Annotated in this window: 18 protein-coding genes and 2 pseudogenes; 10 read left to right on the top strand and 10 right to left on the bottom strand. The window is 37.9% G+C overall.

What is annotated here, in order from left to right:
• Position 1: 1 nt before the first annotated feature.
• From cpaA to AC5YD2_RS13590, 4 genes are all read right to left on the bottom strand, one after another.
• Positions 2-1,777: a metalloendopeptidase CpaA gene (cpaA, locus tag AC5YD2_RS13605; RefSeq protein WP_496126870.1), complete on the bottom strand. Its 1,776-nt coding sequence runs from the start codon at positions 1,775-1,777 to the stop codon at positions 2-4.
• Positions 1,778-1,867: 90 nt separating this feature from the next.
• Positions 1,868-3,142 carry a serine hydrolase domain-containing protein gene (locus tag AC5YD2_RS13600; RefSeq protein ID WP_496126869.1) on the bottom strand — a complete coding sequence of 425 codons (1,275 nt, stop codon included), beginning with the start codon at positions 3,140-3,142 and terminating at the stop codon, positions 1,868-1,870.
• 263 nt (positions 3,143-3,405) lie between these two features.
• Entirely contained in the window at positions 3,406-4,260 is an 855-nt protein-coding gene (locus AC5YD2_RS13595; RefSeq protein WP_496126855.1) for a MaoC family dehydratase, read from the bottom strand.
• Positions 4,261-4,553: 293 nt separating this feature from the next.
• A complete protein-coding gene (locus AC5YD2_RS13590) occupies positions 4,554-5,945 on the bottom strand; it encodes a 3-oxoacyl-ACP reductase (protein WP_496126854.1) in 1,392 nt (463 codons plus the stop codon).
• Between the two features lie 238 nt (positions 5,946-6,183).
• Here AC5YD2_RS13590 and AC5YD2_RS13585 point away from each other — a divergent pair, with 238 nt between their 5' ends.
• The gene (locus tag AC5YD2_RS13585) at positions 6,184-7,710 is read left to right on the top strand and encodes an acetyl-CoA C-acetyltransferase (protein ID WP_496126853.1); all 1,527 of its coding nucleotides are present in this window, start codon (positions 6,184-6,186) and stop codon (positions 7,708-7,710) included.
• A gap of 145 nt (positions 7,711-7,855) precedes the next feature.
• Here AC5YD2_RS13585 and aceI read toward each other — a convergent pair whose 3' ends face one another.
• A complete protein-coding gene (gene aceI, locus AC5YD2_RS13580) occupies positions 7,856-8,278 on the bottom strand; it encodes a chlorhexidine efflux PACE transporter AceI (RefSeq protein ID WP_496126852.1) in 423 nt (140 codons plus the stop codon).
• A 123-nt stretch (positions 8,279-8,401) separates the two neighbouring features.
• Here aceI and aceR point away from each other — a divergent pair, with 123 nt between their 5' ends.
• The 4 genes from aceR (at position 8,402) to AC5YD2_RS13560 (ending at position 12,474) form a co-directional block, all read left to right on the top strand.
• Positions 8,402-9,292, top strand: coding sequence for an HTH-type transcriptional regulator AceR (gene aceR / locus AC5YD2_RS13575; RefSeq protein ID WP_496126851.1), 891 nt, complete (start codon positions 8,402-8,404; stop codon positions 9,290-9,292).
• 90 nt (positions 9,293-9,382) lie between these two features.
• A complete protein-coding gene (gene tal / locus AC5YD2_RS13570) occupies positions 9,383-10,372 on the top strand; it encodes a transaldolase (protein ID WP_496126850.1) in 990 nt (329 codons plus the stop codon).
• 94 nt (positions 10,373-10,466) lie between these two features.
• A complete protein-coding gene (leuE, locus tag AC5YD2_RS13565) occupies positions 10,467-11,114 on the top strand; it encodes a leucine efflux protein LeuE (RefSeq protein ID WP_496126849.1) in 648 nt (215 codons plus the stop codon).
• A gap of 157 nt (positions 11,115-11,271) precedes the next feature.
• Complete coding sequence (locus AC5YD2_RS13560) at positions 11,272-12,474, top strand: benzoate/H(+) symporter BenE family transporter (protein WP_496126848.1); 1,203 nt, start codon at positions 11,272-11,274, stop codon at positions 12,472-12,474.
• 149 nt (positions 12,475-12,623) lie between these two features.
• Here AC5YD2_RS13560 and map read toward each other — a convergent pair whose 3' ends face one another.
• Positions 12,624-13,418 (bottom strand): type I methionyl aminopeptidase, encoded by a 795-nt coding sequence (gene map / locus AC5YD2_RS13555; protein ID WP_496126847.1) that lies wholly within the window; start codon positions 13,416-13,418, stop codon positions 12,624-12,626.
• 351 nt (positions 13,419-13,769) lie between these two features.
• Here map and brnQ point away from each other — a divergent pair, with 351 nt between their 5' ends.
• Entirely contained in the window at positions 13,770-15,062 is a 1,293-nt protein-coding gene (gene brnQ, locus AC5YD2_RS13550; RefSeq protein WP_496126846.1) for a branched-chain amino acid transport system II carrier protein, read from the top strand.
• A 538-nt stretch (positions 15,063-15,600) separates the two neighbouring features.
• The gene (locus AC5YD2_RS13545; protein WP_496126845.1) at positions 15,601-15,852 is read left to right on the top strand and encodes a hypothetical protein; all 252 of its coding nucleotides are present in this window, start codon (positions 15,601-15,603) and stop codon (positions 15,850-15,852) included.
• Positions 15,853-16,036: 184 nt separating this feature from the next.
• Here AC5YD2_RS13545 and AC5YD2_RS13540 read toward each other — a convergent pair.
• Positions 16,037-16,499: pseudogene (locus AC5YD2_RS13540) on the bottom strand (hypothetical protein).
• Between the two features lie 146 nt (positions 16,500-16,645).
• Between AC5YD2_RS13540 and AC5YD2_RS13535 the strand changes: the two are divergent.
• The gene (locus AC5YD2_RS13535) at positions 16,646-17,512 is read left to right on the top strand and encodes an alpha/beta hydrolase family protein (RefSeq protein WP_496126844.1); all 867 of its coding nucleotides are present in this window, start codon (positions 16,646-16,648) and stop codon (positions 17,510-17,512) included.
• A 113-nt stretch (positions 17,513-17,625) separates the two neighbouring features.
• Here AC5YD2_RS13535 and AC5YD2_RS13530 read toward each other — a convergent pair whose 3' ends face one another.
• Positions 17,626-19,161 carry a TerC family protein gene (locus tag AC5YD2_RS13530; RefSeq protein WP_496126843.1) on the bottom strand — a complete coding sequence of 512 codons (1,536 nt, stop codon included), beginning with the start codon at positions 19,159-19,161 and terminating at the stop codon, positions 17,626-17,628.
• A gap of 607 nt (positions 19,162-19,768) precedes the next feature.
• Here AC5YD2_RS13530 and AC5YD2_RS13525 point away from each other — a divergent pair.
• Entirely contained in the window at positions 19,769-20,233 is a 465-nt protein-coding gene (locus AC5YD2_RS13525) for a MarR family winged helix-turn-helix transcriptional regulator (protein ID WP_496126842.1), read from the top strand.
• Positions 20,234-20,296: 63 nt separating this feature from the next.
• Here AC5YD2_RS13525 and AC5YD2_RS13520 read toward each other — a convergent pair whose 3' ends face one another.
• Together AC5YD2_RS13520 and AC5YD2_RS13515 are read right to left on the bottom strand one after the other, a co-directional pair.
• Entirely contained in the window at positions 20,297-20,953 is a 657-nt protein-coding gene (locus AC5YD2_RS13520) for an SOS response-associated peptidase (protein WP_496126841.1), read from the bottom strand.
• Between the two features lie 146 nt (positions 20,954-21,099).
• Entirely contained in the window at positions 21,100-23,262 is a 2,163-nt protein-coding gene (locus tag AC5YD2_RS13515; protein ID WP_496126840.1) for a malate synthase G, read from the bottom strand.
• Between the two features lie 423 nt (positions 23,263-23,685).
• Here AC5YD2_RS13515 and AC5YD2_RS13510 point away from each other — a divergent pair.
• A pseudogene (locus AC5YD2_RS13510) lies at positions 23,686-23,918 on the top strand (hypothetical protein); the annotation flags it as partial.

Below are 23,918 nucleotides of genomic sequence, written 5' to 3'. Positions count from 1 at the left end.
ATTATCGAAATTGAGAAACAGCGGAAGCATTCTTATTAATCATACTCAAAGCATCCGTTTTATTGGTTAAACCTAAACGATAACCATATTTTGGATGATACAAAGTAGGACTTGAGAAAAATGGAAGTGAGTTCCCCCCCATAATCGTGCTACCTAAAGGATGTGCAAAACCACGAGCAGAATCATGACTATCATTATGATCTACACCCATATTATGTCCAAACTCATGGCGCATGACTGACAAACCACAATTGGTACTACCAGTGCCCAACATATAATACGCTGATGGTGTTCTATTAAGCCAAGCTAAGCCACAGCCTTCTTCATTGCCTTGATAGTAAACAGCATCCGCTTTTACACGATTACGTTCATTTTGAATAATCTTGTCATCACGACCCGCGCCCGTAATATCCCCTAATTGGGTACTGCCAGGGATTCTATACTCAAGATAACCTACGTCTCGAATATAAAATTGAGCATTAGAGTTTTCTGCTGCCACATTGGTTAGATCTTGCGCTTCTAACATCCGAATCTTGGCAGCATTCGCACCCAAGGACTTAGACACTTCTGGACTATTCACCAACAACATATCAATGGTATAGCTGTCTTTAATCCATCCTCTTGCACTAAATACATAGCGCTGATTCTCACCTTTGGAAATGGTCTGCTTTAAACCATTTGATGCAGTGATCGTGGTACTCCAATCCGCCAATGAGCTAAAGATTACTCTATCTCCAATGCTGGCTTTAGAAGGTAGAGCTAAAGTCGCTTGCCAATTGGCATTACCGATTTTTACTCGCATCATCGGTTGTTTCATATCTGGAAGTTTTTGAGTACTTAGCGATTTCGCCTCTAAAGCCAACTGAGGTGAAGACATCAATACCCATTTCGCAATATCAGCCACATACATAAACTCATAGCGATCACCGCGGTTTAGTTTCAACGTTGCTTGGGTATTGATATTGGTATTAGAAATGGTCGCTTCCCAAGTTGCAGAAGATTTCACCACGATACGGTCACGATCTTTAGCATTTTGAGGGAGTTCTAAGCTTGGAATCCAATTGCCATCTGCAAAAATAACTTCTGTGAGTGGTGCTTTGATCGTTGTGATTTTAGACCCGACATCTTGTGCCTTGAGCTGATAAGGACTCACATTTTCAGGAACCCATTTACTTAGCTCTTTAGAATATTTAAACCAAAAACTGTCTCCATTTTTTAGAATGTAGCTACTCGGAAACAGTAAATTTGATGTATTTATAGAGGAATCATAACTCGCTTCAGACACCACGTTAATCAGCGTGCCTTCAGCAACATTGCTTGGCAATGTAATTTGACGTGCCCATTGTCCATTCCGTACATGTACTTTTTGAATCATTTCATTGTTGCTAATGACAACAAAGTCATTAACACCATTACTCGGATAGCTCACGACAGGATTGACACGCCATTGATTTATAGCTTTATTGAAAATAAAACGATAGGTCTGACCTTGGCGAATGGTTAACGATTCTAACGGTAAATCTGTGTTGGATGCATCAAGATAAGATACATACCCAGCTTGAGAACTAATCGTAATCACATCTTTATCATTGGCTGATGATGGCAAGCTCAGGTTTTGAACCCAATTACCATTCGATAGATTAAATTGTAAATCACTATACCCCGAAGGGATAAGACCACTGTTTTTATTGGTATTTGGCGTCAGAACGGTACTTGCAACAACACCACTCAAAAGACACGTTGCGACGAATAGCGATATTTTATTTTTCATGAACAGCTCTTATTATTAAGTTTAAATTTATAGTGTGCAAATTGTATAAATAAAGTTTGTTTAATTCTAGTTATCCAAATAACTGATGAGTCAAGCTTAGAACCAACCTTTTTTACCATGGATGATCAAATCTGCACAGCGTAGAGTTTCTTGGCTCAAGCCCCACAAACGATAATCACCAGTAATCGAACCTGTTGGAAAATTATGCGTATAAGCAAAGCTCAGTTCCCGCTCAGGATCACACCAAGCGCCTGACCCATTGTAGCCAATATGACCAAAACCTTGATTGGCACGTTTTCCCAAGGTCAGTACTCTGTGGTAACCCAAACGCCATTTCATTGGAATCGGCATGACTCGGTCTCGCCCATGATTTTGAATGGTACTCAGTGCTTCAAAGGTCGCTGGGTCAATCAGTTCAATATTATTCCATCGTCCGCCTTGAGCCAGCATCGCGTAGATTTTTGCAAGGCTTCTTGCAGTGAATACACCATTCGCAGCAGGAATCATGCTTTGCAAAGTGTCATCGTCAAAAAAGCTAAAACGTGCCATTCCCTTAGGCACCATCGCATCTAGAAAATCTTCAGGGTTTTGCCCCGATAGTTCGATGGCTTTTGCTATTAAATCAGGCTTGTGCTTTTCTCGTGTTTTAAGCTTAGGTTGGTTTTTCTTTTGTTCTGCCTTGAGTGCACGCATGTCTGGATCTTGATAATTGAGCGGTTTTGCAATACGACCAATCTCATTTTTCGGAACACCGAAATAAGCGCCATCGAGTTCAAGCGGTGCAGTAAGATAAAGTTTCATCAAATCCTGTAAAGGTCTTTGTGTTGCTTTTTCCATCGCACCACCGACTAACCATCCAAAAGTCAGTGCTTGATAGGCATTTTGTGAACCGATTTCAAATCGTGGTTGACTCCGTTCCATCACTTGCAACATATGTTGCCAATCAGACATATCGGATGCTTGACCAATCCTGTTACGTATATCGTACAACCCTGATTCATGGCTCAAGACGTGTCTCAGCGATAGCTTTTCTTTACCATACTGAGCAAATTCAGGCCAATAATCCGCAATGGGCTGATCATAATCTAAAAAACGATGACTCACCAAGATATGAACCAGCGTGGCTAGTATTCCCTTACCCGTCGAATAACACACGGATAATGTATCGTTCTTCCATAATTCATTTTTTGACTTTTTGCCTGTATAAATATCAACAACTTTTTCGCCTTTAAAATAGACAGCAAGCGCAGCACCGCCTTGCTCACTACGCGAATCTTGTAAGCGACTAAAATTTGTCGCCAAATCTTTAAATCTTGGATCTACATGGCCTTGATAATTATTATGATCAGCATGCAGGTAATCACGAATCAGTTTCATTACATATCCTTATTGTTATGTTTTTTTATATCGAGTTTCATGTATTTAATCACAACTTAAATAGAACAGCTTAAATAGAATCGCTCTCACAACTATTGATAAAGCCAACTAAAAATTCATCATGAAAATTATGAATATCAAATTTAATCTCGTTGTACAACGCTGCTTATACAAAACATCGCCTTTCATCTAATGTTAGAATCATTTACATCAAATCGAAAAAAGCCCAAACTTTGTGTTCAGGCTTCATTTCTCAATTACAACGTTTTTAAAATACCAACCACATGTGGCTTCTGTGATTTCTCATTTCGAATTAAAATATGGGTATTACCATTGTGTTCAGCTGTTAAAAACTCAACTTTGGATGGTAAAAACATCGGCAGTTTAAAATGAACATCTGCTTCATAGGCATCTGGCAACTCTAAACTTGCCAATGCACGCGCTTTACTCCACATACCATGTGCAATCGCCTGCTTAAAGCCAAATGCTTTTGCAGTGACAGCATGAATATGAATCAGGTTAAAGTCGCCAGATGACATTGCATAACGGCGACCTGTATTTTCTGCAACATCCCAGACCGCTTTTAACTGATAATCGGGCACGCTTTCTTCTTTGAATTTAGGCTGTACGATGCCTTCTGTTTTTTGACGCGCCAGATAAGTGGTTAGACCTTCCATCACCACTTCACCATTAATTTTAGCTGTGGTTAAAAAGTCAAACTGAAGTCCTTTATCATGTGCTTTGAGCTCACCAAATTTGCAAGATAGCGTCATCGTTTCATTCACGCCAATTTTCCGCGTTTGTTTGACCACATTCCGAATGTGAACCAAACCCAACAATGCAAATGGGAAAGCTTCTGTGGTCATCATATGCATTTGTAGGCTTTGCGACACAACTGCCAAATAGGTCGCAGGAACATAGCCATTTTGCTGATAACCACAAATTTCATTGTAGGCTTTTAAATGTTTTGAGTCGGTTTTAAATGAATCCACCACATACTCAACCTGCGGTAGTACTTTTTCACCTTTAGGCTTTTTAAAAATTAAGCCTTGAATTACTTTTGGATAAGCCAAGTACGGTTTTGGCAGTTGACTAAAATGACGAGTATTCATACCAGACCTTTCAATTTTTATATTTTAATAGACTCAAATTATTATCTTCCATCCAAACAATGAAATTTAACAATTTGCTTAGGATCAACATTTTAACTACGTATCAAAACAAAAATTTTGAAAAAATAACTCAAAACTCAGGTTTGAAATACGCTTAGGATTAAAGTTTTCTGTCTTATATGTAACACAAGCCCTTCTATTGAGAAAGGCTTGTGACATCCGATCATATGTATGCATGATCAAATTGAAGAATGGGGAGCTAATATTAAGTACCTAGTATTAAGTAACTAGTATTAAGCACCTAATAGGCTTTGACCGCACACGCGTACCACATTGCCGTTCAAACCTGTAGAAGCTGTAGATGCAAATAATGCAATCGTCTCAGCCACATCAACAGGCTGACCACCTTGGCTCATAGAGTTCATACGACGTCCTGCTTCACGAATAGCAAATGGAATTGCTGCAGTCATTTGTGTTTCAATAAAACCAGGTGCTACAGCATTGATGGTGACACCATTTTTCAAGATGGGTGCGGTGAATTTAACCAAGCCAATCACACCTGCTTTTGAAGCAGCATAGTTGGTTTGACCTAAGTTACCGGCAATGCCTGAAATTGAAGACACACAGACAATGCGTCCATTTTCATTTAAGCCTGAATTTTCAAGTAAATAATCATTCACGCGTTCAATCGCAGCCAAGTTGATATTGATCACCAAATCCCAAAGCTCAGGCTTCATATTTGCCAAAGTTTTGTCGCGCGTAATTCCTGCATTGTGAACAATAATATCTAGTCCACCTTGCTGATCTGCTGCAGTCTTAATCTTCTCACCTGCATCAGCCGCAGTAATATCAATGGCTAGCGTTGAACCACCAATTTCACTTGCCACACGATCCAAATCTGCTTGTTGTTGAGGAACATCGAGACAAATCACATGCGCGCCATCACGAGACAAGACATGTGCAATCGCCTCACCAATACCTCGACTTGCGCCTGTAACAACAGCGGTCTTACCTGCAAGTGGTTTAGTCCAATCCACATCAAGCACAGTTGCCTTAGACACACGAATCACTTGACCAGATACATAGGCAGAACGTGGTGACAATAAGAAACGTAAAGTCGACTCCACATTTGAAGCTGCATCTTGATCCACATACACCAATTGCGCTGCAATACCTTTTTTAAATTCCTTACCCACAGACTTTACAAAACCTTCAAGCGCACGTTGAGCAATCGCCTGTTTAACTGTCGGAGCTTGCTCTGGCGTTAAACCGACTACAATGACACGACCTGAAGCTTGAATCTGACGCGCGATTGGATTAAAGAATTTATGTAATTCATTTAATTGTTCTGAATTTTGAATCCCTGAAGCATCAAACACGACAGCTTTAAATTTTGATTCTTTATCGCCCTCATTGAACGCACCGACATTTAAACCCACCTTAGCTGCCGCTTGTTGTAATTCTGAATTATTTCCTGCATATGTATTGGCATGAATATTCGCAAGAACTTGAGCAATATCACCAGAAAGTTGGCTCGATGGTGCAGCACCTAAAAGCACAGCACCTTGAATCACAGGTGTAGGAGAAGTAAAACGATCTAATTCAAGTGGGGTTGGTAAACCTAAATTTTTAATGACAAATTTACCAATTGGAGATTTTGAAAATGCTTGATATTGGTCAGTCATGAATGTGATCTCTCGACAAAGTAATTTATAGTGGATCTAAGTGCGTTTCGAACTTCTATGTAATCTCAAACACTTATAATATAAATGATCCATCTGTTTCAGATAAATAATACTTGAGTTAATCTATGTATGTCTTGACCTGAACGTTTTGTTAAATGTCATTATAGTCAATTCGACTACATTTCAGATATGCTAATCTACAGTCCTAGAATATCGTAAATATGCTTGGAAAAGCCTTATGAGCAAAACAACTCAAGAAAATCCAACAGTCGAAAATTCTGCCAAAGAAACAGTGTCAAATACATCAAAAACTCGCTCTAAAGCAAGTTCAAGTACACAGACAGCTTCGACTAACACAAATACTTCAAAAGCTTCAGCTATGCGTTCTACAACTAAGCCACGCAAAAGTAGCCCTGCTAATACAAAAACATCAACGTCTAAAGCAACAATCAAAATTAAATCTTCTGCTCAACAGGATAAAACTATGAGTCAAAATACTGTACGCCGTGTTGCAATTATTGGGGGAAATCGTATTCCCTTCGCTCGCTCAAACGGTGCTTACTTCACAGCAACCAACATGGATATGTTTACTGCAGCATTAAATGGGTTAGTTGAGCGTTTCAACTTAAAAGGTCAGCGTTTAGGCGAAGTGGTTGCAGGTGCTGTACTTAAACATAGCCGTGATTTCAACATGACGCGTGAATGTGTTTTAAATACAGAACTGGCACCTGAAACTCCAGCTTATGACATTCAGCAAGCATGTGGTACAGGTTTACAAGCTGCATTTTTAGTGGCGAACAAAATTGCCCTTGGTCAAATTGAAGTCGGTGTTGCTGGTGGTGTAGATACCACATCTGATGCGCCCATTGCTTTTGGTGATGGTCTTCGTAAAGCTCTACTAGAACTGAATATTGCCAAAACAGCTAAGGATCGCTTAAAAGCCCTGACTAAAATCAATGTTAAAGATTTACTCGATGCACCTAAAAATGGTGAGCCACGTACAGGTTTATCGATGGGTGATCATCAAGCAATCACGACGCTTGAATGGGGTATTTCGCGTGAAGCTCAGGATGAACTTGCCGCTTCTTCACATCAAAAAATGGGCAAAGCATACGAAGAAGGTTTCTTCGATGATTTAATTACACCATTCTTCGGTCTTGAGCGTGATAATAATTTACGACCTGATTCATCTGTAGAAAAACTTGCAAAACTTAAACCTGCTTTTGGTAAAGGTGATGCGCGTACAATGACTGCGGGTAATTCAACGCCATTGACTGATGGTGCTTCATGTGTACTTTTAGCTTCTGAAGAATGGGCAAAAGCCAATGGTCATGAAATTTTAGCGTATCTTTCTTTCTCTGAAACTGCTGCGGTTGATTTTGTAGAGAAAAAAGAAGGTTTGTTAATGGCGCCTGCTTATGCTGTTCCACGTATGTTGGATCGTGCTGGTCTCAAATTACAAAATTTTGATTATTATGAAATTCATGAAGCATTTGCATCTCAAGTGCTTTCAACGCTTAAAGCGTGGGAAGATCCAAAATTCTGTAAAGAGCGTTTAGGCTTAGATGCACCATTAGGTTCTATCGATCGCTCTAAATTAAATGTAAAAGGCTCATCACTTGCTGCTGGTCATCCATTTGCTGCAACTGGCGGTCGTATCATTGCCACAGCTGCAAAATTGATTCACCAAAAAGGTTCAGGTCGTGTTCTCGTTTCGATCTGTGCTGCTGGTGGGCAAGGTGTAACTGCCATTATTGAAAAATAACCGCGTAGTAGTTCAGTCAAAAAGCACCTCGATTGAGGTGCTTCTTTGTTTTCTTTTTAGGGTATTTAATGGTGATTGATAGCTTATATTTAGAGGGATTAATCATGACTTCTTACTGAAAGTTCAACGATGAGGTTTTATTTCATTATTGAATAACAACATAACCCATTTTGGCTTCGATCGAGTCATAACACCATTGAAAGATAAAGGTATACACCAATATACACAGGGTCAAACTGAAATCTAGAACAATAGCTTCCCATAAATTCATTTCCATTGCATAAGCTAACATTGGAATTGTCGCAAGCATTAAACCACCTTCAAAACCAATCGCATGCAGGACACGTATTTTTACAGTTCTTTTGAGTTGATGTTTTGCTTCGAATTTCTCAAAATAATGGTTAAACACCATATTCCAAATCACGGACGTCACCGCCATAACAATACCGAGAACCCCAGTAGCCTCTAATGGCATTTCAAAAATATAACTCAAGGCAAGCGCAATGATCACTAACAGGATGATTTCATAGCTCAAGGCATGAACAATCCTTCTGTTGGAAAAAAACATTTTCAATCTCTCTTTATAAGAATAAATATATTGCTGGCGATATTATTTTATAAATTTAGATGATTCGAGTTAGAATCTTTCAATATTATTGATAGATTGATTTGCATTTTGGAAGCATAAATAATGAATATTAACCAAGAACAACTCACGATTTTTAAAACTGTCATCGAATTAGGATCATTCTCTGCAGCAGCTCGTGCCCTAGGTAAAGTGCCTTCAGCTGTCAGCATGTCTATTGCAAACTTAGAAATTGATCTCAATATTCAACTTTTTGAACGCATTGGACGTGAACCTAAGCCAACTGCACAGGCATTGGTCTTGTATGAGAAAACTCAACAATTATTGATCGAAATGAGTCAATGGAAGCAACATGTGCATGCTTTAAGTAATGGATTAGAATCATCTTTAAATATTGTCGTAGTATCGGAGCTGCTACATACACAATGGACTGAATATATCGCATTGCTCGAGAAACAATTTCCGAGTTTACAAGTCAATATTATTACTGCACCGCAAGAAGACGCTTTAAAAATGCTGTTTAACCAAAGTGCTCAACTGGCTTTAATTTTCGAAAGAGAGCATTTAGAGCATGGCGAACAATTTGTAGAGGTGAAAAGAGAAAAACTTGTTCCTGTTGTATCCACCAATCACCCTCTAGCTCAATTTGAGCACATTCGATTTGAAGAACTGCTTAAAAATCGTCAAATCGTGGTCGCAAGCCGTGATAAGAACATTAAACCTGAGCTGCTTTACTCAAATCAATATTGGCGGACGGATAATCACCATTCAGCTGCGATGCTGATTTCTGACAATTTAGGTTGGGGGGTTTTGCCCTATCAAATGCTGGTTGAAAATCCTTTACTGAGATCAAAACTTAAAATTATGCAATTGTCAGATTTCACGCCTGAATTCGAATATTACGTGGATTTAGTATGGAATCGTCAAAGTACGCAAGGGGCTGCTGCTCGTTTTTTGATTAATCACCTCAGAAATCTGCGTATTTCAGCTAAATAATCGTATTTTTAAGTTAATTTGAAGCTGACAACAAATCAGCATGTGATATAAAAGCAGTAACAAGTATTTTTAACTAAGAATTAAATTGCAATGAAACATACAGCGTTAGACCAATTAAAAGCAATCACCACCATCGTTGCAGATACAGGTGATTTAACGGCAATTGAAAAATTCCGTCCTTTAGACGCAACGACAAATCCATCTTTGATTACGGCTGCAGCGACTCTTCCTGAAAATAAGATTCTCATTGAAGATGCTTATGCACAAGCCAAAGCAGAAGGTTTTACTGCTGATTTACTCATCGAACGCACGATTGATATTTTGACGGTTAAATTAGGCGTTGAAATTTTAAAATTAATTGATGGTCGTGTTTCTACTGAAGTCGATGCAGCATTGTCTTATGACACAGAAGCAACCATCGAGAAAGCCAAAGAGCTTCTGGCACTCTATAAAGATTACGGTATTGATCAAAATAGAATTTTAATTAAGATTGCTTCGACATGGGAAGGCATTCAAGCCGCGAAAGCACTGGAAGCTGAAGGGATACATTGTAACCTCACCCTGTTATTTGGCTTACATCAAGCTAAAGCATGTGCTGATGCCAAAGTCACTTTAATTTCTCCATTTGTGGGACGTATTTTAGATTGGTATAAAAAAGCTGAAGGAGTAGACCAATACCCTATCGAAAAAGATCCAGGGGTTTTATCTGTTAAGCAAATTTATACCTTCTTTAAACAACATCAGATTAAAACAGAGATTATGGGTGCAAGTTTCCGTAGCGTCGATCAAGTACTTGGATTGGCTGGATGTGATTTACTGACCGTTTCCCCAAATCTATTATCTGATTTATCACAAGATGATCGTGAGGTGAAAGCGCAACTTTCTACTGCCGAAGCACTTGAACAACCAATCATTGAAGATACAGTTTTAGATAAAGATCATTTCAAAACAGAAATTGAAAAAGATTTGATGGCGAGCCAATTATTGCAAAGTGGTATTGATGGCTTTATCAAGGCACGCCAACAACTCAATGTTTTATTGCGTCAATCGTTTGGTTTTGATGCTGAAATCGAGGCATAAACGACGCTATAGCTTATCCTCACAAAATCTATCGAATCGAGTCATCTGACTCGATTTTTCATTTTCAAATTGTAATCTAGAAGCGAGACGTCGAGTGTTTGGTATTACTGATATTGTTACATTTATCATTGGCACAGTATTGATCATCGTACTACCAGGACCAAACTCGCTATATGTGATGTCTATAGCAACCCGTTATGGCATTCGAACAGGGTATATCGGAGCGCTTGGGGTCTTTTTTGGCGACTGCATTCTGATTTTGGCTACGGTTTTAGGTGCAGCAACCTTGCTTCATACTTTTCCTTGGCTGTTTATTTTACTGAAAGCCATTGGGGCAATTTATTTATCTTACTTAGGCATAAGGCTCTTTATCGCTGCTTTTCATACATGGACTCGAAAAGCTCAATCTCTTGATTTTAGCTCAAACTCAAAACCAGAAAAATTTCACCCTTTTCGAACTGCACTCACCATTAGCGTGCTGAATCCAAAAGCGATTATGTTTTATTTATCGTTTTTTATTCAGTTTGTCGATCCAAACTATGCTTACCCAGCATTAAGTTTTACGGTGCTCGCAACTATTCTACAAATCATGAGTATGGCGTATTTGAGCCTATTAATTTTCTCAGGAGTCAGGATCGCTTCTTACTTCAATAGTCGCTATAAACTCTCTGCTTTAGCGGTGGCATCTATTGGACTACTGTTCTGTGGATTCGGAATTAAACTTGCATTCTCAACCCTCTAAAATCCTAATGTTTCTATTCATCTTGAGTAGATTGAATAGGACTAAATCAGATTAGCTTTGATGGATCATTAGCTTTGTAAGGATTCACCTTCACGTCACCATCGAATAACCGTATGATGATGCACATCAGATCGAATTAAAAATACGCTGAATTATTATGCCAAGCTCTTTATCACAATCTTTATTGCAATCTTTATCCAAACTAATTCAAGACTTTTCTATTACCGCTGTCTTTGCGGGATTTATTACTTTTCTCATTGGCATCAGTGTTTCTTCTGTATTGGTCATTCAAGCCGCTCAAATGTTGGGAGCAAACACAGCCCAAATCAGCTCATGGTTTTGGGCATTGGGTTTAAGTATCGGCTTGTCGGGATTAATTCTCTCTTGGAAATTTAAGTATCCAGTTGCAACTTCTTGGTCAACTGCTGGACTGGCACTCATTATTGCAACAGGAAGTGGTTATTCGCTGAATGAGGCAATCGCTGCATTTATCATTAGCGGCATCATCACTGCTATTCTTGGATTCCTTGGCGCGTTTGAGCGCATTCTCAACGTCATACCAAAGAGCTTAACCAGTGCAATGCTAGCAGGGGTTTTACTCAAATTTGGAATCGAAGTATTCGGAACATTACAAACCCATTGGGGGTTTATTTTAATTTTATTAGCATCTTATGTTGTATTGAAAAAAGCATTACCACGTTATTGCATTGTCATTACAGTAATCATCGGTTTTGCAATTTGCCCTTGGTTTATGCAATTTCAAATTCCAGATTTAGATTTCTCACTCACTCAACCCATTTGGATCAACCCAAACTTTACCCTACAAAGCTTGCTTGGATTAGCTATTCCCTTGTTTATTATTAACATGGCTTCGCAATACTTGCCTGGTATCGCAATGATCAAAAGTTATGGCTACCAACCCCATGTTCGCCAACTTGTAGGATGGACAGGCCTTGCTCAAACTCTATTTGCTCCTTTTGGAGCATTTTCATCGAATATTGCAGCCATCAGTGCTGCGGTCAGTCTTGATGAACAAGCCCATCCTGACCCTCAAAAAAGATATATTGCTGGAGTTAGCTGCGGATTTTTCTACATTATTATGGGATTATTTGCGTCTACTTTAACAACGCTGCTGATTTCATTTCCATCTGTCTTCATTGTCGCTTTAGCAGGCATAGCACTTTTTGCAACGATCGGACATAACATCAGTATTGCTTTTCAGCAAATTGATGAACGTGAAGCAGCATTGATGACCTTCTTATTTTCAGCATCAGGCGTACAGTTTTTTGGAATTGGATCTGCTTTTTGGGGCTTACTCTTTGGTTATGTGGTTTATCGAATCTTTAAACTCAAGATTTAGACCATTCATTATTAGTGCTGATTTAGAGTCATTATTCCTATAATCCTATGAAACAAATCCTAAGAAACATAAGTTTTAGAGTTAAAAAAAGCTTATTAGTTTTTATAAGCTTTTTGGTCAGTCACAGCATTTTCAAAAATCAGAAATGTCTAGATAGCAGGATATGATCCTGTACCTTCTGGCCAAGGTGTCAGCAATTCAAAACCGTCATCGGTAACAACAACCATATGTTCCCACTGCGCCGAAAGCGACTTGTCAGCAGTCACGACTGTCCAACCATCTTTCAGCTCTTTGACCTTGGCCTTACCTGCATTGATCATTGGCTCGATGGTGAATACCATGCCCGTTTTCAGCACGATACCCTGACCTGCCTGACCATAGTGCATCACATTGGGTTGTTCATGATAAACCTTACCAATCCCATGTCCACAATATTCACGGACAATGCTATAGCCCTCACGCTGAGCTACAGATTGAATAGCGAAACCAATATCCCCTAGAGTCGCCCCTGGTTTAACCGCATGGATACCCGCAACCATCGCCTCATACGTTGTATCCACTAATTTTTTTGCTTCAGGCTTGATACCACCGACATAGTACATACGACTGGTATCACCGTAGTAACCATCTTTGATAATTGCCACATCGATATTAATAATGTCACCATCTTCTAATATCGTTTTAGCGGATGGAATACCATGACATACGACTTCATTGGGTGAAATACACGTCGTTTTGGTATAACCGTAATAACCGATATTTGCAGGAATGACCTTTAAGGTTTTAACGATGTATTCATTACAAATATCATCGAGATATTCAGTCGTTACACCAGGCTTCACATACTCACCAATCATCGCCAAAACTTCTGCAGCCAAACGCCCTGAAATACGCAGTTTGGAAATATCTTCCTGAGTTTTGATTGTGATTTTTGATGCTTTCATGTGAGTCACCTCTAAGAACGTTGGCCATAGTATATGCCTTTTACTTAAATTTCACAGATTGTTATATTTCTAAAAAAAACCAATCAAGCCTCTCATTGAACAAACTTCAACCAAACAAAAAATATTCACAAATATTCTAAAATCCATAATTCAATATTGTTTCTATTTTTCATTTAACTTATTGATAAATAATTTGTATATTATCAATCAATTAATTTTATTAATTATTAAGTTTAGACCAAAGCCCTTACATGACATACCATTTAACGAACTGAAGCTTCTAAAATACACCCTACAAAAAAAATTCTTTTGCTCTAAAATCGCTTCCTTTTGTTCAAACCACCTCCCATTATGACGAATTTAAGTACTCGGGATATTATTGCTTTAGGTTTTATGACCTTTGCGCTTTTTATTGGTGCGGGCAATATTATTTTCCCTCCTATTGTGGCTCAACAAGCAGGTGAACATGTTTGGCTTGCAGCATTTGGTTTCTTAATCACTGCTGTGGGCTTACCTGTGATGACCATTATTGCTTTGTCACGTGTTGAAGGCTCGATTCAAGCGTTGAGTTCTCCGCTTGGAAAAGTTGCAAGTTTAATCTTAACCATTTCATGCTACCTTGCTGTCGGTCCATTATTTGCGACTCCACGTACTGCAACCGTGTCTTATGAAATTGGTTTCTCTTCATACTTTGGAACGTCCGCTTCAAGTTTATTGATCTATAGTGCGATTTATTTTGCATTCGTTACGCTTGTATCGCTCTATCCAAATAAGATTTTAGACACTGTCGGCTATGTCCTGTCCCCTTTAAAAATCTTAGCTTTAATTATTCTTGGTGGTTCTGCATTTTTAATTCCTACAGGAATGATTCCAGCCCCTATCGATAACTATGTAGCCAGTCCAATCTCCGAAGGTTTTGTGAATGGTTATCTGACCATGGACACGTTAGGAGCATTGGTATTTGGTATTGTGATTATTAATGCCATTCGTTCACGCGGTGTCACCGATAAAGCCTTGATTACTAAATATGCAGTTTATGCAGGTTTAATTTCAGGGATCGGTTTAACCCTTGTCTATCTCAGTCTATTTAAATTAGGCTTAGGAAGTCATGATACAGCGCCGAATGCTGCAAATGGTGCAATCATTCTGCATGCTTATGTGCAACATGCCTTTGGTGATTACGGTTCATTATTCCTCGGTGCAATGATTTTTATTGCGTGTATGGTAACTGCAATTGGACTGACCTGTGCATGTGCTGAGTATTTCTCGCAAATCACAAAACTCAGTTATCAAAAATGGGTTTTAATTCTCGTTGGTTTTGCATTTGTTATTTCAAACTTAGGTTTGACTAAATTAATTGCATTCTCAGTTCCGGTATTAAGTGCAATTTACCCACCTGCAATTACTGTGATTTTACTTGGTTTCTGCTGGAACTTTTTCAATCAACCTTCTCGAGTAATTGCACCCGTGACGGCGGTCGCTTTTGCGTTCGGAATCATTGATGGTTTAAAAGTGGCAGGATTTGAAAATGCGCTACCTCAATGGATTACGCATCTACCACTCAGTGCACAAAACCTCGCATGGCTTATTCCATCATTGATCGTTTTAGTTCTTTGCATTGCTATCGACAAGTTGAAGAAATAACAGATTAAATTGAATGGCGCTTCATGGTTTTACCCAAACCTTGAGCTGCTGGTGAGCAATAATCGTCTCGTTTATCCCACGGACTTTTATTGATTACACTTTAGATTTAATTTTTCCAGATGAACGATTAATAATAAAAATTAAATTTTCTTAAAAATATGATGACAAAATTTATTTCATCCTTGTAAGTCTTTTGTTACAAGTACTCACTAAAGATGACCCATAACTATTTACGATTCTTCATAAACTCATTCACAAATTACTCTTCATAAACATTGTATTTTACTATTTAATTCTGATAGTTAGTCCTTATCATGTGATTTAATCCACACTATATTAAATTTAATCCGAAATTTTTGGTCTTCGTATTTTTATAAAATAAATAAGAATTTTATCAATTGTGTCATATTACTGTCACATTTATATTTCATAATAATGAGTTAAATCTTGCTTTATCTAAAAATATAAGTTAAAACTATAAATACAAATCCGACTAATTTCATTTGAATTGGTCTTCATTTCAACAGGAGGGATGGAGATGTTATCATTACATTTCAATAAGCAAGTCTTCATTAACACCCTGAAGGCAAATAATAATGCTGTAGTTTTTCTAAGTACCACAATAGCTTTAATGCTGACTTTATTGCTTCAAGGTACGATCCAAGGCAACTTAAAACCTGAATTTTTCGCTTATGCATTGGTTGTATCCCTTGCATTCTATACTTGGGCTTTTATTGATTTAAAATTCCGTACTGTCTCAGTAAACGAACAAAATAATACAACTGATTGACAGGTGGATGACCTCGTCATCCATCTTCAATCAGACATTGAATGATCTCAATATAATAAAAACCATAGCAAAAATAGCCTCAGTGAACTCTTCATTCTAATCTTTTTACACTCATCCCGAATTAAGTATGATGGATTTCTCACAATTTTTAAGTGCATTCTAAGCTACAAATCAAAAAAACTTCTTAAACAAAATTTCGTATGACACCAATAATCAGAGTAGTCGTCGTTACCACCTTCTCCCAATATTAAAGCAATCATTGCACTGCACATTTACCATGCTTGAAGCGTAAATTTTCCCAATTGATGTGGTTGTTTGAATTGATTCGTTGTGTCCTTAAGTAAGCCATGCATGGCATAGCTGATAATCGCAAAACTAAAAAACAATAAATTGGTCAATACACAGATCAAATTTACACATTCACTCCAGCTCGAGTAATGAGCCATGACACCAATAATCAAATTCGCTGGTGCATATAACAGGCTACTTCTATGCGCAATATCTACATAATAATGCGCTCTATCAACATCTGAATTTAAGATTTGTACATATTTCCATACACCTGTTACCATGCCTACCCAAAGAAAAACACCACTGAATATAATCGAAATTTTGACTGACCATTCCAATGGTTCTGGATTGAACATACTTCATTCCTCGATTTATTTTTATTCCCGAAACCTTAAAACAGGATTAAAACGAAGATCAGATGACTTTTAAGTCAGTTATTCATCTCTTTAAACGCAGTAAAACGGTATAAATTAAATTTAATTATCACAATTTATACTAGCGCATGACCACCACACCCTATGAAAAATTACATGTACCCTGTGCAGATCATTATCTCCTGGCTGCACGGTTCTACCCTGTTCAAGCAGATATAAAATTAAAACCGATCCTCATCAGCCCTGCCACTGGCATTACTATGAATTTTTACAATGCCTTTGCAATCTGGTTAGCTGAACAAGGTCACCCTGTCATGAGTTTTGACTTTAGAGGGATTGGTGAGTCCTTATATGGAAAATTAAAAGACTCAAAAGCCAGTATTCAAGATTGGGGACAACTTGATCTACCCGCCATGATCGATGCGTTATGTGAAAAAACAGGTGTAAACCATATTCTAATGATTGGACATAGTGCAGGTGGTCAACTTTTAGGTATCGCTCCAAATCATTGTAAAGTTGAAAAATTAGTTGCGATTGCAGGCTCTACAGGTCATGTTAAAAACTTAACAGGTCGCACCAAACTACTTGCCCCTTTAATGTTTAAGGTGGTTTTCCCAATCGCGCGAATAACCATCGGCTACGGTCCAACTCAAAAGATTGGTATGGGTGAAAACCTACCTAAAGATGTTGCTAAACAGTGGGCAGAATTTTGCAGTCAGCCCGGCTATGTGATCAATGCAATTGGTAAAACCATTTTTGAAGATTACCATGATCAAGTACGGACGCCGATTACAGCTTTATGGGCAACCGATGATGAAATTGCCACGAAAGCAAATGTAAAAGATTTATTAAGACTTTACCCCAATGCAGAGACTCAAATGATTGAAATTGAACCAAAATCATTTAATCAGCATTCAATTGGGCATATGCAGATGTTTAAAAGATCTCATCAGAATATTTGGCCAACAATTTTAGAAAATATTCGAGTTGCATGAATTCTTTAAATATAACTCATCTGAAAAAGTCAACTTAAACAATTTGACCAATAAAAGAAGCCTCACATGTGTGAGGCTTCTTTTATTGCGAAATCTTCATAATCAAAGGACTATTAAGCCAGAGTTGTAATTTTCACTGTCTTAATTCGTGTTTCATCCATTTCAAGAATTTCAAATTTCACTGATTCATGATCAATGATCGTACCCACTTTTACATCACCATTGGTTTTATCTAAGATAAGGCCAGCAACGCTGAAATAACCAGAATCTTCTTGAACCAGATCTAAGTCTAGAATATCAAGCGCCAATTCTAATTGATACAAGTCCAACATACCTGAAGCTTTCCAAGTCGTCTCATCCAACTTCACCAAATCAAGTTGTTCATCCGCATCTGGGAATTCACCCGCGATTGCTTCGAAAACATCTAGCGGAGAAATTAAACCTTGTATGTTGCCATACTCATTGGTCGCGAGAACCAAAGAACCCTTAGAGGTACGTAATGTATTAATGGCATCAATCACCTTCATTTTTTCATAAATGAAGATAGGACGAACTCGTTTAAGTAATTGTTTTAACTGCTCTGGATCATCTAAAGCATCAATCAATTCTTTCGCACGTACAATCGTAATCACTTTATCCAGTTGACCACGACATACTGGAAACAAGCTGTGTGGTACCGAAAGTACTTGCTCACGAATGGCTTCAACATCATCTTCAATATTGACCCAAGAAATTTGATTTCGAGGTGTCATAATCGAAGCAACTGGACGCTCAGCAAGTGAGAGTACCCCACCCACCATATATCGTTCTTCATCACCAAATGCTGCATTTGAATCATCAGCATTGTCATCACCTACGCTTGCATCAAGCTTGCTGCCCATCAACTTTAAAATTGAATCCGCAGTGCGATGACGAAGTGGGATTTTTGCTTCGTTCTTCTCTTGATTACGACTAGAGAATTGGTTAAATGCTTCAATAACAATCGCAACACCAATACCTGAATAGATATACGCTTTAGGGATATGAAAACCAAACCCTTCTGCGATTAAACTTACACCAATTAATAATAAGAAACTTAGGCACAAAATCACAACCGTTGGATGACGATTTACAAATTTGGTCAACGGCTTAGATGCGATTAACATCACGACCATTGCAACCACCATCGCAACCATCATCACGTAGATGTTATCTACCATACCAATTGCAGTGATCACAGAATCTAGTGAAAATACAGCATCAAGAATCACGATTTGCGCGACAACAACTGTAAATCCAGCATATACGACATTTGAAGTTGCTTTGATCTCAGGCTTACCTTCCATGATTTCATGTAGCTCAGTAACGGCTTTATATACAAGAAATAAGCCACCAAACAACAGAATCAAATCTCGCCCTGAAAATGTTAAATCAAATACGGTAATCAATGGTTCGGTCAACGTGACCAACCATGAGATTGCAAACAGCAAACCCAGACGCATGAACAATGCGAGTGATAAACCAATGACACGTGCTTTATCACGTTGTTCAGGAGGGAGTTTTTCAGAAAGAATTGCGATAAATACGAGGTTATCAATACCTAGAACAATCTCTAGGATAATTAAAGTAATTAATCCAACCCAAATACCCGGATCTAATAGAAACTCCATATCAGATCTCCGTCTTCTTATTATTCAAATATGATGCAAAAAAATTTAACCAACACGGCGATGGATCCACAACAGATACCTTTTCAACTATAGATCTTGCTATTATGCATAAGAATTGTGATTTGTAATCAACAGATCATAAAAAAAAAATTATTTTTACATTTGATTGATCTAAGTCGAAAATTTAGATCTACCTTCAAACTTAAATTTGCATCTATAAAAGAATTATTATAATAAAAATTTCTTAATCGTTTAGAACTTAAATTAGCATTGGATTTGCCATAAAATCAGAGTTAATCTCAAGTTCTGACGGCTCCTTTCAAGGCTAGCTTAATCATCAGCAAAATATAGATATCACATACCTTCCTTAGTCGCTTAGAATGCCATTTACAAAAATATTTTTAATCTCAATTGCATATATGATTTTCTTTACAATTTTATGAATACTTGATAATTACTATCCATAGTTAGCGACTTTTTATATATATTTTATCTATTTTACCCATAAGCTATTGAAGATATATTGATTTGTGTAAGAATTATCTATTAATATAGCTACACGCAAATAAAACGATTTATCAATAAAAACAATATTAAGGACACAACAATGTCAAAAAAATATGCTAAGTTTTTACCGACTTACGATTCATTTAATTTGGAGAATTTTCCATTTTATTGGGTATCTCAGGTTCATTCACAGTACGTCCTTAACGTCGATCACGTTCTTAAAAAGTATGGTGTTGATAATTCTCGACGCAGATTACTGCTCGCTCTTTCGACTAAACCGAATGCAAGTGTGTCAGAGCTGTCAGAAATGATCGTTTCTAAAATGTCGACCACCACTAAAATTGTGTATCGCTTAAAAGACGAAGGCTTTGTAGACACTTATTCTTGTGAAAATGATGCACGGATTACACGTGTCATACTCACCGAAAAAGGTACTGAAATGACGATCAAAATATCTGATCTGATGAGTGTGGTACTCGAACAATCTTTTGATGGCTTAACACCATTACAAATAGAAAAAATGATCGATAGTTTGAAGCATATATTTAAAAATTTATCTCATTAATGACAATACAATAAGTGGCGCATAAATTTAAAAGTTCGAAGCATATATAGCAACTGACATAGATTAAAAGAAACCTAATTGATTAGGGCTTACGGTTTTTGAAGGCTTAGGACAGTAAAAACATTCAAACTCATCCACTGGAAATCCTTGGATGAATGTTTGAATATCTGTCGTTTTAAGACTTAACCACTCTTCCAATCTGTCGTGTGGAATAATCACAACTGAACGCTTCACATCTCCCGGCTCATGAAATTCTTTCATCATCGCATGATCAATCGCATCCATCGTAATCATGGTTGCTGAACGTATGATCTGATCTCCAATGCTGACAATCTCATATAACGCAGCAATAAAAAAAGCTTTTCCATCTTTACGACGTACACCCCACCGTTGTGCACGCCCATTGACGTATTTCATTTCATAGAATTCTGTAATGGGTATCACCCCGAACTTATGCTTGAGAAATGACCCTTGAAAACTACTTTTCTCTGCTAAGGTTTCATTTCTGGCATTGTAAGTAAACTTGATATCAGTTTTTTCACTTGCCCATTTAGGAATTAATCCAAAATTAACCAACCGCCATTCCAAGCCTTGTTCGGATTTAAACAGTAATGGAGTCTCGTAATTTGGATATATTTCAAGTTCATAATTAAAATTTATTTCAGGTAATTGTAGTTCTGGTATTTGTTGGAGTGTGATCGGCTTGAAGTTTGCGCACATGTGAAGGCTCAACTCTTAATTCATTTAGCTTAAGTGAATGTTAACTCAAATTTAAAGCCAAACAATCTATCAAAAATGAAACAATTTTAATCTTTAGAAACTTTCAATAAAAAAGCCTCCGAAGAGGCTTTTTTTACTAGACAGGATTAATCACCTGTATAACCTTTTAGCTTTAAACGTGCAGCATGTAGCAATGGCTCTGTATAACCTGCAGGTTGCTCTCCACCTTTAAAGATTAAATCAGATGCCGCTTGGAATGCATAACCATCAAAGTTAGGTGCCATTGGCGTATAAAGCGGATCATTGGCATTTTGCTGATCTACAATGACAGCCATACGTTTAAGTACTTCTTCAACTTGCGCTTTAGTCACAACACCATGACGCAACCAGTTTGCAACGTGTTGAGAGGAAATACGTAAAGTTGCACGATCCTCCATTAATCCAACATCATTGATGTCTGGTACTTTAGAACAACCTACACCTAGATCGACCCAACGAACCACATAACCCAAGATCCCTTGACAGTTATTTTCAAGTTCTTTGATTTTTTCTTCTTCAGTCCAGTTGGTGTCTGTCGCTAAAGGAGGCGTTAAAAGATCATCTAAAGACAATGCTTCAGTTTCTTTTAACTCTTTTTGACGTTGCGCTACACTGATTTGGTGGTAATGCATTGCGTGGATGGTTGCACCTGTTGGTGATGGAACCCATGCACAACTTGCACCTGCTTCAGGATGCTCAGTTTTAGATTTGTACATGTCAAGCAACATATCTGGTTTTGGCCACATGCCTTTACCAATTTGCGCTTTACCACATAAACCCGTTTGTAAACCGATCATCACGTTACGGTTCTCATACGCTGGGAACCATGTTTGCGCTTTCACTTCGCCTTTACGAACGAATGGACCTGCTTCCATAAATGTATGGATTTCATCACCTGTACGATCCATGAAACCTGTATTAATAAAGATGGTACGGTCTTTCGCTTGTGCAATACAGTTCTTCAGGTTTACAGATGTACGACGTTCTTCATCCATAATACCAATTTTCAATGTCTTCGCAGGTAAACCTAGTGCTTGCTCAGCGCGTTCAAATAGTTCAACTGCAAATGCAACTTCTTCTGGGCCATGCATTTTTGGTTTAACGATGTACATAGAACCTTTACGCGAGTTCTTGATTTCGTTTTCACCTTTGATATCTGCAAAAGACAATAATGGCGTGATTAACGCATCCATAATACCTTCGTAGATCTCAGCGCCATCTACAAGAATCGCTGGGTTTGTCATTAAGTGACCTACGTTACGCAGTAGCATCAATGAACGACCGTGCAGTTTAGTTTCACCACCGATTAAGTTCTTGCATGTACGGTCTGGGTTTAATGCACGAGTAACCATTTTACCGTTTTTCTCGATAGATTCTGTTAAATCGCCACGCATTAAGCCTAACCAGTTACGGTAGCCTTCAACTTTTTCTTCAGCATCAACAGCCGCAACAGAATCTTCCAAATCCTGAATGGTGGTTACAGCAGATTCTAAGATTAGATCTTTAACGCCAGCCGCATCAGTTTGACCAATTGGGCTTGTTGCATCAACAGCAATAATGACGTGCAAACCGTTGTTTAAAAGAACGATTTCGTTAGGCGCAACTTCTTCGCCGTTATAACCAACAAATTGTGCTTCATGCGCAAGTGTAGTTTGTGAACCATCTTTTAAGGTTACAACCAATTGGTTGTTTTGGACTGCATACTTCGTTGCATCAGCATGCGAACCATTTGCAAGCGCAAAGTTTTCATTTAAGAAGTTTTTAGCAAACTCGATAACTTTAGCACCACGTACAGGGTTATAACCTTTACCTTTTTCTGCGCCACCCTCTTCTGGGATCACATCAAAGCCGTAAAGCGCGTCATATAAAGAACCCCAACGTGCGTTAGCTGCGTTTAAGCAGTAACGTGCATTACGTACAGGTACCACCAATTGTGGACCTGCCAATAATGCAATTTCTTCATCTACATTTTCAGTGGTAATTTGAAAATCTTCTACTTCTGGTAGCAAGTAGCCAATTTCAGTTAGGAACGCTTTGTAAGCACCTAATTCAAATTTATTATTGCGATGCCATTCATCAATTTTGGCTTGAAGGTCATCACGCTTAGCAAGTAATGCTTTATTTTTTGGACTAAGATCAACAACAACTTGTTCAAAGCTTTTCCAGAATGTTTCACTGTTTAAACCTGAACCTGGTAAAGCTTCATTTTCGATAAAATCGTAGAGTTCTTTAGCAATCGCTAACTTGCCTTTTTGAATACGTGCAGTCATTGTCTTTCCTGATATTGCTACTTTTTATACAAGAGATTCTTAGTATACCCATTTATACTGAGCTGAATAGTAATATCACATTCCTAAATAGCGAGCATTTTAAAATCAACACATAATATGTTTGAGCGACTAAAAAGCTCTGGAAATATGATTTAAATCAACAATTCGAATCCTTATTTACACTATATAGTTTTTCTTAAAATCAACATTAGACTAAAGTGCCGATTTCAATCGATATCTAGCGTACATCAGCTTCTTTGTTGAATTTGCGACCAATCCGATTAAGCCATGAATCTGTGAATTTGTCGATAACTGGTCAGTAACTCATCCATAGATCTAAGCGATCATACGCTGATATTCCGATAAAAAAGCAACAATGAATAGACCTCTTGCGAAAGTAAAAACTATCCCCATATAAATGTCATGAGATATCAGAAATTAAACCATTTTTCAGATTCTGAATTCAAACGCTTGGTTGGCGTACCTCGGCAAGTTTTTACTGAAATGGTCGAGGTTTTAGCAAAAGCAGAATCACTTAAAAAGAAATCAGGGCGTCCTCATACATTAGCGCTTGAGGATCAATTGTTGTTAATGCTCAATTACTTAAGAAACTACAACACTCAGCTAGAATTGGCGGCGCATTATCATATTGCTGA

The sequence above is a fragment of the Acinetobacter sp. CY73 genome (assembly GCF_059515865.1).
Note: the sequence above shows the minus strand (reverse complement) of the source record. Positions and strands in the feature narration are given on the sequence as shown.